Origin of the sequence: Shewanella sp. SP2S2-6, from assembly GCF_031931965.1 — a bacterium.
GTDB lineage: Bacteria > Pseudomonadota > Gammaproteobacteria > Enterobacterales > Shewanellaceae > Shewanella > Shewanella baltica.
The window spans coordinates 17,472-35,107 of record NZ_JAUOEQ010000021.1 but is presented as its reverse complement, the minus strand read 5'-3'; the positions used below and the strand labels follow the sequence as shown (position 1 = coordinate 35,107).

Here is a 17,636-nt window from a genome sequence, read left to right as displayed (position 1 = left end):
ATCCAATCAACTACTACATGACATGATCAAACCTTGGCCCCAGTCCGGTGGACGCTTGGCCAAGTCTTCATGTTCTGCGTGTTCAGCAAAGGGCTGAGTTAAGATTTTTTGCAGCAAATGCAGCGGCGCAAGATTACCCTCTTCTACCGCGATTATCGCCTCTTGGGCTAAATAGTTACGCAAAATATATTTGGGATTCACACTATTGCGCTCAATTTGCCACGCAGGGATATCAGCCACCGCGCCCAATCGCTGTTGATAGGCTTGATACCAAGCATCAAACTGGCTGACATCGATAAAGTCATCCCGCAGCGCACTGTGTTTGCTGGTCGGATCTAACTTACCTAATTGACGCCAAGTCTGAGTGTAATCAAGCTGATTTTTCTCCATCAGCACAGTGAATCTACCTATGAGGTCGAGATCCTGTTTGTCCTGCTCTACCGACGAGACATCAACTACTGAAAGACCTAGTTTTGCCCGCATCAAGCGCAAATAAGGCTGCACTAGCGCCTCTTGGTATTGATTAAGAATGGCAATTAAGTCATCGGATGGGATCACGGGCGTGAGCGCCTGCGCTAAGCGTTGCAAGTTCCACAAACCGACACCCGGCTGCTGACCAAAGGCATAGCGACCTTCGGTATCCGAATGATTACAGATAAAATCTTCTTGGAATGTATCGAGGAATGCAAAGGGACCGAAGTCAAAACTGTCACCCAGAATCGACATATTGTCTGTGTTCATCACGCCATGGGCAAAACCGACCGCCTGCCAGTGGGCAATCATCTTGGCGGTATCTTGCACTACCTGTAAAAACCACGCTTTGTAGCCTGCGGCATCACAACTCAAATGGGGATAATGCTGAGTAATAGTGAAGTTGAGTAATTGAATCAGCTTATCGGCACGGCCGCGTTCACTGTGGCAGAAAAACTCGAAATGACCGAAACGAATATGGCTACGGGCTAAACGCACGGTAATGGCTGCGGTTTCTTGGCTCTCACGCCATACGGGCAGGTCAGAGCCAATCACGGCCAAGGCGCGGGTCGTCGGCACGTGCAAATGATGCAACGCCTCAGAGACTAAAAACTCACGCACGGCAGAGCGCATCACAGCTCGACCATCACCACGGCGCGAATAAGGCGTCGGACCGCCGCCTTTAAGGGCGACATCCCATGCGCCATTTGGGCCAATCGCTTCACCTAAAATGATCGAGCGTCCATCCCCTAACCGCGGCGTATAACCGCCAAATTGGTGGCCGCTATACACTTGGGCATAATAAGTTGCGCCATCGACGGCGGCATTGCCAGACAAGCCCAATAACAGCTCATCGGTGGGTTGGCTTAAGCCAATCAATTGCGCAGCGTCATCACTCCATGCCAGCCATTCAGGCTTAGTTATCCCTTGTGGGTACACTTGCGAGTAAAACTCAGGTAACTGTGTAAAAAAATCCTGTTTAAACTTCATCTTGTCCACCTATTGGCTCATGGTCTTGCAAACCAGCACCGACTTATCGTCGAACTCACATAGGTGCCCACATTGATACACCCCAAGGCCAAAGCCACTCACGCCAGAGCTGCTTAGACGCTGCATGCCGTGGGCCTTGCTCTGGCATTGCGCTAGGGTGTCGTAGTAGCCATTAATATCCTCAGCCTGCAAAGGCGTCACCGGAATGGCACTCACATCGGGATAATAAAATAGGGTCCATTCTGGGGTTTTAGTACAGCCACTGAGTAGCAATAATCCAAGCCCGAATAAGACATTCTGTAAGGCATAGCTTAGTTTCATTTTTCCCCTATCAAGCCCATAAAAAAAGCGAACCTTAGTTCGCCTTTTGCGCATTCAGTTAGCAGGGATTCTACACTGCTTAGACGAGGGAAATAACCGCTTTTCGTTTAAGGATTTACCCGCTAAGCGCTCCCATCCAAAGTGTTAAGCCGTGGCGGCTTTAGCCTGTGCTTTCTCAATCCGATTTATCCGGCCCTCAAAGCCAGTGACAGTGCCATCGCTCAGCCCAAGCGCTAATGCTTTACGACAAATGACAATAGCGGCATCGAAGGCTTGGGTATCATTCAGCAAGGTGGCTAAATGCAAGAAACCGGAAGATTTGAGCTCAGTATCTTTGCCTTGCTCGGCGCTAGCTGCTTTGAACAGTGCGACATATTCTTCAGCTAACTGAGCGCCATAGTTGAGATAATCTGCCGATTTACGCTGCTTGTAGCACTCAGCGACCATATTTTGCAGCGCGGTATAGCGAGCACTGGCTGACGTTGCCCCTTGATACTCCTCAAAGGCCCGAACTAAGGTTACATTCGCCCAAGCCCCTGGTGCACCGACCTCTGAACGCTTGCTCGATGCTGGCTCTGCTTCCGTCTTAACATCACCTTCGGTGTCAGCTTGTTCATCTGTTGGCGTGGTGCCTAAGATGATCACCGCCTCTTCATTATGGGCCGCAGGAATATCGACTTCGATGATATCTGTGTCTAGCGCCACCGAAATGTTCGCAGGGTCGTCAGTCTCACGGGGCATTAATTCCGCTTCCACTTCGATGACGGGCTCAACTTCCACCACGCGAGCGTCCTCTGCCGGCTCAACAGGCTCGGGGTCAGCAGCGGAGGAAATTGGTACTTCTTCGGTAGGAACAACAGGTTTTACCGTGGTCGACTTGGGTTTCATCGCCTCTTGTTCTTCTTTCGCCAATCGCTGCGCGCGAAGGAATAAAAACACCCCGACAGCAATTAGTATAAATACGACTATGATCTTCATTCTTGTTCACCTTTGATGGCCGCTTCTCGTCAGAAGCCGTGTCAATTGGTTTGCCAAAATCCATTAGGACAGTGTCCATGGCAACCGAGTCTAGCTAAAAATTGAGCAGAGATTAACCGCTATTAAAGTCCATTGTGTCGGTGTAAATCAAGTATTTATGCCTTTTTATACGAGCTTGCGCTCAAATAGTTATAGCCAATTGCGCTAGACTGACGGAACCGCGTTGCCTTATCACCCCAATCGCCCAGTTTACGACAAATATAAGGAAAACCTGATGCAAAGTATTCTTATCGTGGCCCACGCTAGCCCCTACGGGACAGAAAAGCTATTTAACAGCCTACGCATCGCATTAGCACTGAAGGATCAGGATGAACAAGCCGTCGATCTTAAACTCTTTCTCATGTCTGATGCCGTGTTTGGCGCACTCAAAAATCAAACCACACCCGACTTAAGCTATAACCTACAACAGATGTTCGAGATCCTCTCAGCGCAGCAAGTGCCGATTCTGCTTTGTAAGACCTGCGCTCAAGCGCGAGGCGTCACGGCGGAAATGATCATCGAAGGCGCGCACATAGGTACGCTACAAGATTTAACCCGCTGGACACTGGCTGCCGACAAAGTGATGCATATCTAAGGTTTACTTTTAGGTGCGGATGCTAAGATGGCAGGATTGTTTAAAGCCCCATTTTGTGCGCACCTTCATAAATTGGCGCTTTCGTTTTGTCAGCGCCAATTTCACTGCCTATGATGGGATATCCGAGTAACAAGCTAAGGTATTCCAATGGGCACAGCCACACTACTTACGGGCAAACTCCTGTACGAACACCAGACCATTGCCGCTATGGTGGCGATTTATTGCAAAGCGAAACACCAAGGCCAAGATTCAACAGGTCTATGTGCAGATTGCATCGAGCTATTGGATTATGCCGCGACACGCCTAGATCGCTGCCCCTACGGACAAAGCAAACCTACCTGTAATAAATGCCCAGTGCATTGTTACAAACCCGCGCAGAAACAAATCGTCAAAGAGATCATGATCTTCTCCGGTCCTAGGATGCTGTTACCGCATCCCATTCGTGCAATCAAACACTTACTCGCAGAACGCGTTCCCGTTCCAAGCGTTGTGCCAGAAGCAGCTTCAAATCGGCATCGGCGCATAGCCAACCAGCAGAAAAACTAACGGCGATACTTTTACCGAGCCGATTTCCCTGATATAACAGGGCTCGAGGTATCGCATATGAACGATTTTAATACTTTTTTCGCTCAAGCTTACTGGTGGTTGTCGTTATTTGGAGGCGTACATTGCCTCGCGTTAGCTATTTATATTCGCTACTTTTATCACCCCGACACTAACCAAAAACTCCTCGCCGCTTTCTTAAGTCTCATCGCCCTATACTTCTTAACGGGTTTGTTGAATCGCGATAACAGTCCAATTCCGATCCATATTCTATTCAACCTGATAAACCCCATCTATTTTTTGCTTATGCCTTTGCTCTATCTCTATTGCAAACGCAGTTTAGTTCCGACCCATAAACCGCTAGGATTTTCAAAACATTACTGGCCGTCGGCTTTTACCTTAGTTTTCGCCATTCTAGATATCGGCCTAAGATTGACCGCTTATCCCAATGGAGAATGGCAGCCTTTAACCCAAATGCTGAAGGAAATTAGCATTAGCCAATGGGGCGCCATACTGCCCGCACTGCTATCAGTACAAACCTGTTGTTACTTTGTCGCGTTGTGGGTACTGTTTCGTCGGCATAAACGCAATCAAACTGATGTCACACTCACCCAAGAGGCACTCGGTACCATTCGATTTCGTTGGCTGATAGGTTTGACCTTGGCCATGTTGTTGAACTGGTTGATCCGCGTATTTGTGGTGATTTTACCCTTCTATCTAGGCGATAACTTGTCATTGCTCTCCCATGCGTTACCTAGACTCACCTTACTGCTGAGCATGTATATGTTGGCCGTATACGGCCTGAAACAAATCACCCGCTCTGCCTATCTAAAAGGTCGCATGGCAAAACCCCTATCACAACCACGCCCAATCGCGATTGAAAATGTGCTCACTCCTGAGGAGTATGAATTCTTGCATCAAATTCAGCAGGACGACGCAGAAAATCCCCAAGCTTCTTCAGCACCTAAGAACTAATTAGCGAAACCATACTCCAATCATCACCACCAATATCACTCCAAGCATTAAGCCGAACACTGAACCTAAGCTGACACATATGTCACTTTTGGCTGTCATTTGTGTCGATAAAGGCTAGTCTGGAGCAACCGAAGACTTGAAGAGGCGTTACCATGAAATCATTTTTAACTGCCATTGCGGCATCGACATGCCTTATCGTGAGCCTATTTGCAGCGCCCACTGCACATGCGGATGAAAGCTATGATCAGGCGGTAGCCAATTTCCAAAAAGCGAAAGAAACCAGTAAGTTTTTCGACACAGCCTATGGCTATGCGTTATTCCCGACTGTGGGTAAAGGCGGCATAGGCATTGGCGCAGCCTATGGCAAGGGCCGAGTCTATCAAGGCGGTGTTTATATGGGTGATTCGAGCCTGACTCAATTATCCATCGGTTTTCAATTAGGTGGACAAGCCTACAGCGAGATCATCTTCTTTAAAGATGCTAAAGCCTATGAAGCCTTCACAAGCGGCAGTTTCGAGTTTGATGCCCAAGCCTCGGCGGTTGCCATCAACATGGGTGCAAGTGCTCAAGCGGGAACCACGGGCAACTCAGCAGGCGCAGGCCAATCGGGTGGTAATCGCTCAGCAAGCGGCTCTTACATTAACGGTATGGCGGTATTTACCGCAGCAAAAGGCGGCTTGATGTTTGAAGCAGCACTTGCGGGTCAAGCCTTTAGCTTCGAACCTAAAGCTAACTAATGCGAGTCATTAAACGGTTAAATCAAACGGCGAGCCTCAGTGCTCGCCGTTTTGTTAGATATGCTCTAACCTATGGTTCAAAAGTGCGCGCGACACTACTCATGCCCCCAAGGTTTTGGCGGTAATGCGACGGGTTGAGTGAGATCAAAATCGACTTTGAAATCGCGGTTTTCGCGCGTGAGTTGATAGCTAAACGTCGTTGGGGTGATTTCCATGTGCCACACATTCGTGATCGACTGGGTTAGCCCATTCTTAACGAAGTTATCGATAGATTCCCGATCAATGGGGAACGATTGTTTCAACACTGTCCCATCATTCATGGTATCGCCGCCATACATAGTCACAGCATCTTCGCTGCCATCTTGATGGCGATGGTCGTGTTTCAACTTAAGTCCTTGCTGCGTCTTGGTCAGCACCCAAGTACGTGAATGGTCATCACCCACATGGAACGGGATCTTAAGCTCAGTGTCGCTGCATTCGCGCACGTGCATAATTAAAGACTTACCGCTAAAGGCCGAGTCCGCAGTGTCACCCGAAACCACTTTTCCCGCAAAAGCTTGGCCACAATGGGCGGCAATTTGCGCAAAGAAAGTATTCTGGGTCTCAGTGGATATGGGCTCAGCTTGAGCCGCTATGGATGGTAAGGCAATCGAAGACAAACTGGCGAGCGCGAGACTTTGTAGGGCAATTTTGGGCTTCATCATGTTCTCCATTTTTTTAGATGAAAAACACCCTAACACTAGGGAATAAATTCAAACTGAATTTTCCCTAGTGTTAGTGATGATAAGCCAAGTGATTACCAGCCGATATACGTGCGTGAACGGTTACCGAGACGCTTCTTGATAAAGCGAGCCGTAATAATACTGCCCATCATCAGGAAGATAAAAATCCCCGCGGAGAAGAGCACGCTAGTGACCCAAGATCCCGGCGGTAAACGGTAACGCATTAAGGTCGCAGTGGCGTTAAACATCATGTCGAACAGCGGATGAATAAAGAAAATCGCAAAACTCATCTCAGCCACTTCCACTAACCAAGGCAACCGACTGCGCCCCGACAACCATTCGCAGAAATTCAGCACTAACACACATAAACAGAGTTTTTGAATAAACTGCCAATCAATGCCGTTATATTCAAACGGAGCCTTATGGTAGTTACCAATATGCTGCACTATGTAAGTTTGCTCGACTAAACTCACCACTAAAAAAATCATCGCGAGGGCAGTAAAGATAGAACCAAAGCGCGTCACAATATGTTCATCTTGCGAATATAAAATACCAATCAAATAGAAAGGCATAAAATACACCACTGAGTGGATGAAATTGACGTTACCTATGGGTCTATGCAGCAGAATAGCCACCACACAACTCAGTACAAATAGCGTCCAACGCATCTGCTGTGAGCAACGGATAAACCACAAAAATATTGGCGAAAATAAAAACACCGCCATGATGAATGGAATATACCAATGCGGATACAGGATATAACCGTTACGTATGGTGTAAAAAATACTCAGCAAGAGTTTGTCGAGCGACTGGTGCTCCATAAAAATCCAGCGCAAACATAAACAGAATAAACCGATCAGAGAGACGACTAAAAAAGGATAAAGTACGTTCTGTACTTTGTTCTTCATGAACTTGCTGTAGTCGAAATCCTTATAAAAAATACGATGGAAAAAGTACCCTGAGATAAACACGAACAAGGCCGTGCCACCGCGAAATAGGTTTTCCAATAACAGCGGAAAACCTTCTCCAGAGTTGTAAATACTGTGGCCAAGCACGATAAAGATAATCGCAATGCCACGCATGTAGGTAAATTCGAGCTGATTTTTTCTCATTATTAATTCATCGCACAGTAGAGGGTTCTTCCATCAACAACACTCGCAGAAACCCTAATAGTTCCATGGACTTCTGCTTCATTGAATACCAGATACTGACCCTCACGCTGGAAGGGGAATGCCAAAGGTAACAGAGTTGCAGCCTCAATGCCCTCACAATAATTTTGTACAGGAACATCGAGTAATGGACTGCCACTCACTGACAAGTTACTAAATTGCGCGCTCATCCCTAGGTAGGCTTGTGTCATTTCATCTTGGTACGGCACAACATAAAAACCAGAACGCACATCACCCACATCAATAAAACTACTGCTATCACTGACGCTCGGCATCACCAATAACGGTACTCTAACGTCCTGCGCATTCAATAATAGCTGCGACAATTTCGCTTGAGTGGCGGGATAATACGCCAGCATTTCCTGTAACGGCTTCTTCTGTTTATTGTCTTTTCTTTCCAGCGGCTGCAATGGTTTCACGCGATTTAACAGTAAATCTAGCGGTAACATGCCCGACATGACAGACTCTTTCCACACATAAGGATCTTGAGTGCTATCCAACAATATGCCCGCCAGAGCACCGATATTTTCCGCCTCCGCAGTCCAACCACCCAACATCTTTCTCTGCTGGTAATAGTCGTGCACATATTGGGTCAATATTTGCTGATAACCGAGTAAGGTTTGATTTTGGCTCAAGATACGTGCGCCAGCGGCCAATTCAACATACTTAGCGCTGCCTTCGACGAGGTCGTTGATGTAACCGACTCTATCCTCGTTCGGCGCAATTTGACGCCATTGCTGCAACCAATAGGCCGCATGGCTCAAGTGTAATGACTGCTGTTCGGGCTGTGCCAGCGCCGCCATTAAGGCATCAAATAACTGTAAACGGTAATAGCGGGCATCGAGGCTGAGCGGGAACACTTCGCCCTCGTAACGCCTGCCCTCTTCTAACACGCGCCATTCGGATTGTGCATAAAAGTGGAAAGCTTCATGCAGACCATTACTGGCCCAGATTAAAAAGGCTAAATCCGTGGGCTTAGTGTCAGCGCTAAATTGGATGTTTGGCGATTCGAGTTGGATTAATACCCCTGGCTGACCTTGATATTGCGGAAAGCCGAAATTAATAGACAAACCAGACTGCAGGTTGACTGACTCTAAGACACTATTATCTTGAATGATTTCACCGCCTGGCTGACGTAGCCAAACGTTGCCGCCATAACTAAAGAGGTGCACTTTATCTTCGAGGCGAAAACCCGGCCACAAAGCTTCGCTCTGGCGACTATTCTGCGCCATAAAATCGAGGTAAAGACGGGCGAGTTGTTCCGGAGAGGCCTCATCGGCAAACGCGGGGGTAGCGGCAGAGACACCTAAAAACCATAGGATCACTACCATAATATTTTTCATTTATCTGCCTAAACAAACACAAGGGGTTTACAAAACAGCGTTAGCATATAGCGCAATCAAGCAATAGTGAAACGTTTGCAAAAAAATATTTTTACCCCAGAAAATCTAAGTAAAAACCAAATCCACGACTCCTAATAAAATCATATTTTTAGCGCAATTTAGCATCACTTAGGTCTTGTCGCGCCCATTAGGCTTAAACCTTAGGTTCCGTCGGTTTATCGCCAAACCAGAGCGCCAGTTTATCCGCCGCGAGGGATTTCACTTCGTCATCGATATATAAGGTCACCATAGTCAAAGCTGCGGCAAGGGCACCTAAGTCATCGGTAAAACCCACTAAAGGTGTGAGATCGGGGATCGCATCTAAGGGAGAAATAAAATACGCCAAGGCGCCGAAGATGACAGACTTGGCCCATTTAGGGGTATTTGGCTGCTGCGCAGCATAATAAAGCCACAGGGCACGCTCGATCACTTCCCTGCCCGCCTGACGGCTAAAAAGTTTAACCTTGTTCCAAAATCCGCTGTCGGTAAATTGTTCATCCACCATCATATCGCTCCTGCAGCTTGAGATTGTTTGAGTATCAATCTATTCCTTCTCACAGTGTACGACGATAAGCCGCTGGGGTCAGGCCAAATTGCTGCTTAAAACGTAAGGAAAACTTTTCCGCCGATTGATAACCACAAGCTAAAGCCACTTGTAGTAATGGCTCGCCCGAGTTTTGCAACATGGCCAAACCATGGCTCAGCCGGACTTCAACTAATAATTGCCTGAAACTGGTGTCTTCTAATGCCAATTTACGCCTAAGGCTGGCCGTGCTCATGTGTAACTTGTCGGCAATATCCTCCTGCTGCCATGACGCCGAAGGACTCACACTCATCAAGGCCAAGGCCGCTTGAGTCACGCTGCGTTGGGTGTGTCCATACAACCAGTTCACACTGCGTTTATCTGGCAAACTTAACAGTAATGCAGCCAAATAATGCAGTTGAACAGGATCGGCCAGAGACAAGGTCAAACTCTGTAATAGCGCATTCCAAGCTAAGTCCACCGCGCGTGATATATTTTGGACTGGCATAGGGTCACGCCAATCGGTAGCACTTGATAAAATGCCTTGGGGTAAATCGTGGGGGAGTAATAACTGCACCGCCCGATAACGCCCAAGAAAAGGTCGATTAACAAAGCTAATATGCGAACCAGCAGGAATTAACAGTAACTGCCCTTGGCCTACTAAAACAGATTCATCTTGCCAGAGCAGAGACTTTTCACCATAGATAACCCGAATAATCGACGGCTGATGTACAGGGACTTGAGATAAAGATTGTGCCTGCTTCGAATCATATTCAAACATACGGATCATGACACCAGCCTAATTATCAATGGATTATCGATTATATACCGCAGTCAACTTGGCGCTGCCGAGCGCTTGTGCCCTGAGCATAAAGCCCAATAAGGCAGGGCTAGCATCCTTTGGCAATTCTAAAGCACTGGGTAATGCCCACACAGTAAATTCATACCTGTGAACGCCATGACCTTGGGGCGGGCATGCGCCACCAAAATTTGTAGTGCCAAAATCGTTCTTCAAGGCAATAGCACCTTTGGGCAGTGCATCAACATGCGAGCCCGCACCTTGTGCGAGCGAAGTTTGCGCTAAGGGTAAGTTATATACGGCCCAGTGCCACCAACCGCTGCCCGTTGGTGCATCAGGATCATAAGCTGTCACTGCAAATGCTTTAGTTCCTGTGGGCACGTCAGTCCAAGTCAGTTGCGGCGAAATATTTTCCCCTTGGCAACCAAAGCCATTAAACACTAATTGCGATGTCAGTTTATTGCCCTCGCTCATATCTTTGCTCGTTAATGTCATAGCACTTGCCTGTCCAACGAATAACCCAAGCACTAAACTCGCCCCTAACCACCCTTTATTCATGTCTATCTCCTATTCATGTTCGACCTGACTCACTTTACGTCAATCAAAAAAATAACATCTGCCCTAAAACGACAACTTTCTGCCCCAAATGCTCAAATGTGAGAAAAAAACTGTCATTTTTGCAATTTTTTAGCATGAAGGTGATTTTGAAAAGAGAATTTATGCATAACCATGCAAGGGTGGCATGCGGTATAAATCGAGATACTTATTACCACAGCATGTTAATTAAGATTAGAAAAAAGCAATAAGAAAATTTATGCAAAAAAATATTATTTAAATAACACTGACAATATTTACTTTCATAATTTAGATAAAGATACTTAAGTATGATTGACTCAATTTAATATTGATAAAACAAGTTAAATTTAAGTGCCAATTATTAAAAAGTAAGACATAGGTCATGATTTTATTTATAACTCGCATATAAACTTCACTACGTAATAAAACCTAACTGTTTTCTCTAAGTCATAATGGAGTCGTATATGAAGAGGAAATCTAAAATAATGGCGCATATCCGGCGCACGCGGCATATCATGATGCCTAGTCAACGTGACTATTTCGATCATTCCTTTATCTTCCTCCGCTAATCTCAGCGCAGGTTGTAGGCCAATAAACAGGTCTAAAGTGCTATTGCTCTAAATTTTGCAAACACTTAATGTACTGTCTTTTTTTGGTTTATTATCTTGCGTCACTATCAAAGCATTCTTTTATCAGTGCAGTTTTACTGCGGCTAAGCTATTTATACGCCCAATAAATATATTTTAGTTTTATTTATTTCGCGACATTGGCATAACCACATCTAATTTGCACACGGAATAGCTATATCTAATTTTCATGCCATTAATGTTTTTAATTAGGTATAGGCACACTTGTATCTATTTTTTAAAAAGTAAAAGGGAAATTAACTATGAAATCATTAAAAGTAGCCGCTAGCTTATCTGTTAGATCTTGTTTCGATATCGACAGAGAAGTCGTCAATGTACTAACCACAGATTTTTGTGATGTGGGCGCGGCTGTAGTCTCTGTTGATGATGTTAGAAATGGTATTGTTGAAAAGATTAAAAACACCGGATTGAAACTACCGATATTCGTTTCAGTTTGCTGTGAAGAAACTTTCCCGGACGATGTTTGCTCATCGATTACTGGGGTATTTGAACTCTGCGGCGATAACACTGACTTCTACGGAAAACAGGTTGAAACGGCAGTCAATAAATATGAACAAGCACTATTACCGCCTTTCTTCGGCACCTTGAAAAAGTACGTTGAAATGGGTAATTCCACCTTTGCTTGCCCGGGTCATCAGGGCGGACAATTCTTCCGTAAGCATCCTGTGGGCCGTCAATTCTTCGACTTTTTTGGCGAAACGATTTTCCGCGCCGACATGTGTAATGCCGACGTGAAATTAGGTGATTTACTGATCCATGAAGGCGCACCACTCGATGCACAAAAATATGCAGCCAAAGTCTTTAATGCCGATAAAACCTATTTTGTACTTAACGGCACTTCATCCTCAAATAAAGTGGCGACTAATGCGTTATTAGCTAAGGGCGATCTCGTTTTATTCGACCGCAATAACCACAAATCAAACCACCATGGCGCGTTAATTCAAGCAGGTGCCACGCCGATTTATTTAGAAACCGCGCGTAACCCCTTCGGATTTATTGGCGGCATCGATGCCCATTGCTTCCAAGAATCCTATTTAAGAGATCAAATTCGCGAAGTCGCCCCAGAAAGAGCCGATGAAAAACGCCCCTTCCGTTTAGCGATTATCCAACTCGGCACCTATGACGGCACTATCTACAATGCTCGACAAGTTATTGATCGTATTGGCCATCTTTGTGACTATGTCTTATTCGACTCGGCTTGGGTCGGTTATGAACAGTTCATCCCTATGATGAATGACTGCTCGCCACTCTTGCTCGAACTGACGCCTGAAGATCCTGGCATTATCGTGACTCAGTCGGTGCATAAACAACAGGCGGGTTTCTCGCAAACATCGCAAATCCATAAAAAAGACAAGCATATCAAAGGACAAGATAGATATTGTAACCATAAACGCTTCAACAACGCTTTTATGATGCATGCCTCTACTAGCCCCTTCTATCCATTATTTGCGGCGCTAGATGTGAACGCGAAAATGCACGAAGGCGCGAGTGGTCGTTATCTGTGGCGTGAAGCGGTAAAAGCGGGTATTGAAGCACGTAAGCTACTGCTTAAAAAATGTAAATATATCAAACCATTTGTGCCCACTATGATAGATGGTCGCCTATGGCAAGATTATGAAACTGAACAAATGGCCGATGACTTACGTTTCTTCGAATTCGAACCCGGTCAGAAATGGCACTCCTTCGAAGGTTATGAAAAAGGCCAATACTTTGTTGACCCTTGTAAATTCCTATTAACGACACCCGGTATAGATGCAGAAACCGGTAAATATACCGAATTCGGTATTCCAGCCACTATTTTGGCTAACTTCTTACGGGAAAATAATATTATTCCTGAGAAGTGCGACTTGAATTCAATTTTATTCCTGATGACACCTGCAGAAGATATGGCCAAGATGCAACATCTGGTCTCGCAAATATCTCGTTTCGAGAAATTAGTCGATGAAGATGCGCCTTTATCTGAAGTATTACCTAACGTCTACAACGCGAATAAAGCCCGTTATCAAGACTATACCATCCGCCAACTTTGCCAAGAAATGCACAATCTTTATGTCAGTCATGACGTAAAACAACTGCAGAAAGAAATGTTCCGTAAAGCGCATTTCCCAACCAAAGTGATGGACCCACAGGAAGCAAATCTAGAATTTATTCGTGGCAAAGTCGAACTCGTTCCGCTGTCGCAAATTGAGGGAAGAATTGCCGCAGAAGGCGCGCTTCCTTATCCACCAGGTGTGCTGTGTATGGTACCGGGTGAAATTTGGGGCGGTTCGGTGCAACGTTATTTCCTCGCTCTCGAAGAAGGTATCAACCTATTACCTGGATTCTCGCCAGAACTGCAAGGTGTTTATCTTGAAAATACCGCAGACGGCAAAATTCAAGCTATGGGATATGTATTAAATAAATAATGAAAACTGACTGCAGAGTTAATTAACCCCGCTCTGCAGTCAATTTCAAACCTCCTATAATAAGTCACCTAAATTAGGTTATTAATATGAGTAAATCAGCAAATAAAATTGGTGTAATCCAATTAACGATTATCACCATAGTCAACATGATGGGCTCAGGCATTATTATGCTGCCAACCCAACTCGCTCAAGTCGGTACCATTTCAATTTTATCTTGGCTAGTCACAGCGGCGGGTTCTACAGCCCTCGCGTTTGCTTTTGCCAAGTGCGGTATGTTCAGTAAGAAATCCGGCGGTATGGGCGGATATGCTGAATATGCTTTCGGCCGCTCAGGCAACTTTATGGCCAACTATACCTATGCCGTCTCGCTGCTCATCGCCAACGTCGCGATTGCTATCTCGGCTGTGGGTTATGCCGCCGTATTGCTCGAAGTCAACTTAAGCCCTATGGCAATTTGTCTTGCGACCATTGGCGTACTTTGGCTAGCAACCGTTGCCAACTTTGGCGGTGCTCGCATCACGGGCCGTGTGAGTAGCGTGACTGTATGGGGGATCATTCTGCCCGTGATTGGCGTGTCGTTAATTGGTTGGTTCTGGTTCGACATCGACCTCTACAAAGGCGCATGGAACCCGCATGATATGCCATTCTTCAAAGCGTTAGGCGGTTCTATCGCAATGACTTTATGGGCATTCCTCGGTCTAGAATCGGCCTGCGCCAATTCAGAAGCCGTCGATAATCCAGAGAAAAACGTCCCTATCGCTGTGATGGGCGGTACCTTAGGTGCGGCGGTGATTTATATCGTCTCTACTAACGTGATTGCAGGTATCGTACCAAACGCTGAACTTGCCATGTCGAATGCGCCCTTCGGTTTAGCCTTCGCGCAAATGTTTAATCCTGTGGTCGGTAAAATCGTGATGGCCTGTGCCATTATCTCTTGTACTGGCTCACTTTTAGGTTGGCAGTTCACTATTGCCCAAGTGTTTAAAGCCTCTGCCGATGAAGGATTCTTCCCTAAAATCTTCTCTAAAGTCAGCAAAGCCGATGCGCCAATTTGGGGCATGACAATTATTGTTTCTATCCAAACCGTCCTTTCATTAATGACTATTAGTCCATCGCTAAGTAAGCAATTCGAAGCCTTAGTGAACCTCGCCGTTGTCACCAATATTGTGCCTTACATACTGTCGATGGCTGCCCTTGGGGTAATGCAAAAACAACTTAAAGTGCCTGCCCATAAGGCCCGTATTGCTAACGTGATTGCCGTGATCGGTGCCTTATATAGCTTCTATGCCCTGTATAGCTCAGGCGAAACCGCAGTAATGCTTGGCGCCATGGCCACCTTCTTCGGTTGGACTATCTTCGGTGTGATTTCCAACAAAGCAACGGTTAACGATACACGTCCAGCCTAAATCCGGCTAACGCACTATCAAAACGATTAACAACAGTATCTAAAAGAACAGTTACTCAGGGATCATAGGCCAAGCCTATGGTCCCCTGAAGAATACTTGCTCATTATCGGGGGATTTATGAATAAGACTTGTCTTGCTTTAGTGTTACCTATGCTATTAACAGCCACCAGCAGTCAGGCGGTTGAGCTTTATAAAGATCAAAAAAACACATTAGATTTAACCGGTTGGCTAGGGTTCGCGACCCTGAATGACAGCCACGACACCTCAGTTATTGACGATTCTTCGCGCCTCAGATTTAGTTTCGAGCGCAGCGAAAGAAACGGCTGGACCGCCTTTGCAACCACGGAATGGGGGATCAATATGGTCTCCAGCGACGATGGTCTAGTGATGCAAGGAGGCAAACTCGCCGCCGAAAAGACCGATGATTTTCTCTATAACCGCTTAGGTTATGTCGGCATGTCCCACGATGTCTGGGGGAGTTTGAGCTTTGGTAAACAATGGGGCGCCTATTACGATGTCGCCGGCACTACAGATTTACCTAACGTTTTCGCAGGTTACAGCGTTGGCGCTTACACCTTTGGCGATGGCGGCCTCACAGGCACTGGCCGTGCCGACTCCGCCTTTATTTACCGCAATAGTGTCGGCCCAGTGCAAATTGCCCTGCAATATGCTGCCAAAACCAATGGCGATGTCAGCTTAAAAAATGATGACGGCAGCGAAATGAGTAACTCTGAGCTGAGTTTCGACAGCAGTTACGGTGCCAGTATCACCTATGCGGCAACCGACAAATTCAAGCTACTCGCAGGCTTTAACCGCGGTGATTTTGAAGGCCACTTAGGTAATACCCAAGTCGATGAAACCAATGAAATCATCGGCATTGGTGCCATGTATGGTGACTATTACCACTATGCCGAAGGACGCGAAGCCAGCGGTCTTTATGTGGGTTTTAACGCTCACCAAAGCAAAAGCAATGAACTGGTCAACGGCGATCTCTACGACGCCACTGGTGCAGAGTTGATGACGGCCTATCAATTCGACAACGGTTTTGTACCTATGCTCGTGCTCAGTTATTTAGATTTAGACACAGATGCAACTACGCCTATTCAAGGTAATTGGACCCGCCAATTTGCCATGCTGGGTCTGCACTATCGCTATAGCAAGGATACTGTGATGTTTGCTGAAATGAAGTTAGATTTCAGTGATATGGATGATGCCGTGCTTGAAGCGCAGGAAGACAACAGCTTCGCAGTCGGGATTAACTACTTCTTTTAAAGCTTAAGGAAATCTAGCCAAGGTGACGACAGCACTTATTCGACTTTGACATTCCTTGGTCGTAAATAGCAGGACTGTTTTGAATAACAGTCTTAAGTGGCTGTTTTAGTCACATGTTAAATTGAACCATGTTTTGCAGGACAGGCAGCTCGCGTCATCGCTCATATGCGTGGGCTTATTTGAGGCTGAGGTGCGGCGCACGTTCCGTCTACAACGCTCGCCGTAACACTCATTGGATGGTACCGGAGGCTTACCATTATCTCTACGCCACTCCAAGTCAGTTTCTGGAGTGGCTTTTTTCAATAAAGAACTGCCAGATCCACGTTTGCTACGAGCTTCAGCGGTACTTTAAATCCCGACGACTGTCGTTCAGCTCCCCTTCGCGTTAAAGACTAATCTGCAACAGATTGATAAAGCAGCCAAGCCTCGCGTTAAGAGCCTGCCTAGGCTTCGCCATTTATCGCATTGATACAGCGCTGTACCACCTCTTCAAAAGTACCGTCTATGCTCACTTGGATAACATCAGCTTCATCGGTGGCGGGCATTTCCAGCGTGTCGAACTGACTCTTGAGTAGTTCAATCGGCATGAAGTGGGCTTTTCTGGCAAACATGCGCTCTTTGACTAATTCAAAATCTCCGTACAGATGAATAAACACCAGCTTACTGTTGTTCTGACGGATCAAGTCACGATACTGGCGACGTAGCGCAGAGCAGACAATCACCCCCTGTTCACCTTTTTGTTCAATGCTATACACAGCATCGTTGATGCGCTCAAGCCAAGGTGCCCGATCGCTGTCATTGAGCGGTGAGCCAGATTTCATCTTGATAATATTGGCTCTAGGATGCAGATCATCACCATCGATAAATTTCGTCTCTAACGCCTTTGCGACCGCAGCACCAATCGAAGATTTGCCACAACTAGAGACGCCCATGAACACATAGCTATTGCCTTTTTTTCTCTCAGTCACTTTGTTAACCTCATGCCAATTCTCGAATTTAGTCACTTCCCACTCTATCATATTACGGGTAACATGTTACCGGTAACCTACAAAAATGTGGACAACTTAACTAACAAGGAAAAGTCCT

Annotated in this window: 18 protein-coding genes; 8 read left to right on the top strand and 10 right to left on the bottom strand. The window is 46.2% G+C overall.

Annotated features, from left to right (window positions below):
* Positions 1–6: 6 nt before the first annotated feature.
* The 3 genes from Q4Q57_RS14450 to Q4Q57_RS14440 all read right to left on the bottom strand — a co-directional run bounded on the left by Q4Q57_RS14450 (position 7) and on the right by Q4Q57_RS14440 (position 2,760).
* Positions 7–1,461 carry a protein adenylyltransferase SelO family protein gene (locus Q4Q57_RS14450; RefSeq protein ID WP_311891205.1) on the bottom strand — a complete coding sequence of 485 codons (1,455 nt, stop codon included), beginning with the start codon at positions 1,459–1,461 and terminating at the stop codon, positions 7–9.
* 9 nt (positions 1,462–1,470) lie between these two features.
* Positions 1,471–1,782: a hypothetical protein gene (locus tag Q4Q57_RS14445; protein WP_311891204.1), complete on the bottom strand. Its 312-nt coding sequence runs from the start codon at positions 1,780–1,782 to the stop codon at positions 1,471–1,473.
* 144 nt (positions 1,783–1,926) lie between these two features.
* Positions 1,927–2,760, bottom strand: a complete 834-nt coding sequence (locus tag Q4Q57_RS14440) for a hypothetical protein (RefSeq protein ID WP_311891203.1) — start codon at positions 2,758–2,760, stop codon at positions 1,927–1,929.
* 274 nt (positions 2,761–3,034) lie between these two features.
* Between Q4Q57_RS14440 and Q4Q57_RS14435 the strand changes: the two genes are divergently transcribed.
* From Q4Q57_RS14435 to Q4Q57_RS14420, 4 genes are all read left to right on the top strand, one after another.
* Positions 3,035–3,394, top strand: coding sequence for a DsrE/DsrF/TusD sulfur relay family protein (locus tag Q4Q57_RS14435; RefSeq protein ID WP_006083495.1), 360 nt, complete (start codon positions 3,035–3,037; stop codon positions 3,392–3,394).
* A gap of 147 nt (positions 3,395–3,541) precedes the next feature.
* Positions 3,542–3,940 carry a nitrous oxide-stimulated promoter family protein gene (locus tag Q4Q57_RS14430; protein WP_259579338.1) on the top strand — a complete coding sequence of 133 codons (399 nt, stop codon included), beginning with the start codon at positions 3,542–3,544 and terminating at the stop codon, positions 3,938–3,940.
* Between the two features lie 57 nt (positions 3,941–3,997).
* Complete coding sequence (locus Q4Q57_RS14425) at positions 3,998–4,912, top strand: hypothetical protein (protein WP_311891202.1); 915 nt, start codon at positions 3,998–4,000, stop codon at positions 4,910–4,912.
* 152 nt (positions 4,913–5,064) lie between these two features.
* A complete protein-coding gene (locus Q4Q57_RS14420; protein WP_261273294.1) occupies positions 5,065–5,649 on the top strand; it encodes a YSC84-related protein in 585 nt (194 codons plus the stop codon).
* Positions 5,650–5,744: 95 nt separating this feature from the next.
* Here the strand turns inward: Q4Q57_RS14420 and Q4Q57_RS14415 are convergent, their stop codons facing one another.
* The 6 genes from Q4Q57_RS14415 to Q4Q57_RS14390 all read right to left on the bottom strand — a co-directional run bounded on the left by Q4Q57_RS14415 (position 5,745) and on the right by Q4Q57_RS14390 (position 10,802).
* Complete coding sequence (locus Q4Q57_RS14415; protein WP_311891201.1) at positions 5,745–6,350, bottom strand: hypothetical protein; 606 nt, start codon at positions 6,348–6,350, stop codon at positions 5,745–5,747.
* A 95-nt stretch (positions 6,351–6,445) separates the two neighbouring features.
* Positions 6,446–7,483 (bottom strand): acyltransferase, encoded by a 1,038-nt coding sequence (locus tag Q4Q57_RS14410; RefSeq protein ID WP_311891200.1) that lies wholly within the window; start codon positions 7,481–7,483, stop codon positions 6,446–6,448.
* A 2-nt stretch (positions 7,484–7,485) separates the two neighbouring features.
* Complete coding sequence (locus tag Q4Q57_RS14405; protein ID WP_311891199.1) at positions 7,486–8,883, bottom strand: hypothetical protein; 1,398 nt, start codon at positions 8,881–8,883, stop codon at positions 7,486–7,488.
* Positions 8,884–9,076: 193 nt separating this feature from the next.
* Positions 9,077–9,427, bottom strand: a complete 351-nt coding sequence (locus Q4Q57_RS14400) for a YkvA family protein (RefSeq protein ID WP_220593088.1) — start codon at positions 9,425–9,427, stop codon at positions 9,077–9,079.
* A 49-nt stretch (positions 9,428–9,476) separates the two neighbouring features.
* Entirely contained in the window at positions 9,477–10,235 is a 759-nt protein-coding gene (locus Q4Q57_RS14395) for an AraC family transcriptional regulator (protein ID WP_311891198.1), read from the bottom strand.
* A 24-nt stretch (positions 10,236–10,259) separates the two neighbouring features.
* The gene (locus tag Q4Q57_RS14390) at positions 10,260–10,802 is read right to left on the bottom strand and encodes a YbhB/YbcL family Raf kinase inhibitor-like protein (RefSeq protein WP_113941436.1); all 543 of its coding nucleotides are present in this window, start codon (positions 10,800–10,802) and stop codon (positions 10,260–10,262) included.
* 470 nt (positions 10,803–11,272) lie between these two features.
* On the opposite strand from Q4Q57_RS14390, the gene speFL reads away from it, so the two are divergent.
* The 4 genes from speFL (at position 11,273) to Q4Q57_RS14375 (ending at position 16,550) form a co-directional block, all read left to right on the top strand.
* Positions 11,273–11,389 (top strand): leader peptide SpeFL, encoded by a 117-nt coding sequence (speFL, locus tag Q4Q57_RS22110; RefSeq protein ID WP_100199882.1) that lies wholly within the window; start codon positions 11,273–11,275, stop codon positions 11,387–11,389.
* 320 nt (positions 11,390–11,709) lie between these two features.
* Positions 11,710–13,872: an ornithine decarboxylase SpeF gene (gene speF / locus Q4Q57_RS14385; protein ID WP_220776812.1), complete on the top strand. Its 2,163-nt coding sequence runs from the start codon at positions 11,710–11,712 to the stop codon at positions 13,870–13,872.
* A gap of 86 nt (positions 13,873–13,958) precedes the next feature.
* The gene (potE, locus tag Q4Q57_RS14380) at positions 13,959–15,278 is read left to right on the top strand and encodes a putrescine-ornithine antiporter (RefSeq protein WP_106649127.1); all 1,320 of its coding nucleotides are present in this window, start codon (positions 13,959–13,961) and stop codon (positions 15,276–15,278) included.
* A gap of 117 nt (positions 15,279–15,395) precedes the next feature.
* A complete protein-coding gene (locus Q4Q57_RS14375) occupies positions 15,396–16,550 on the top strand; it encodes a porin (RefSeq protein WP_311891197.1) in 1,155 nt (384 codons plus the stop codon).
* 443 nt (positions 16,551–16,993) lie between these two features.
* Here the strand turns inward: Q4Q57_RS14375 and Q4Q57_RS14370 are convergent, their stop codons facing one another.
* Entirely contained in the window at positions 16,994–17,569 is a 576-nt protein-coding gene (locus Q4Q57_RS14370) for a gluconokinase (RefSeq protein ID WP_409438194.1), read from the bottom strand.
* Positions 17,570–17,636: the final 67 nt, after the last annotated feature.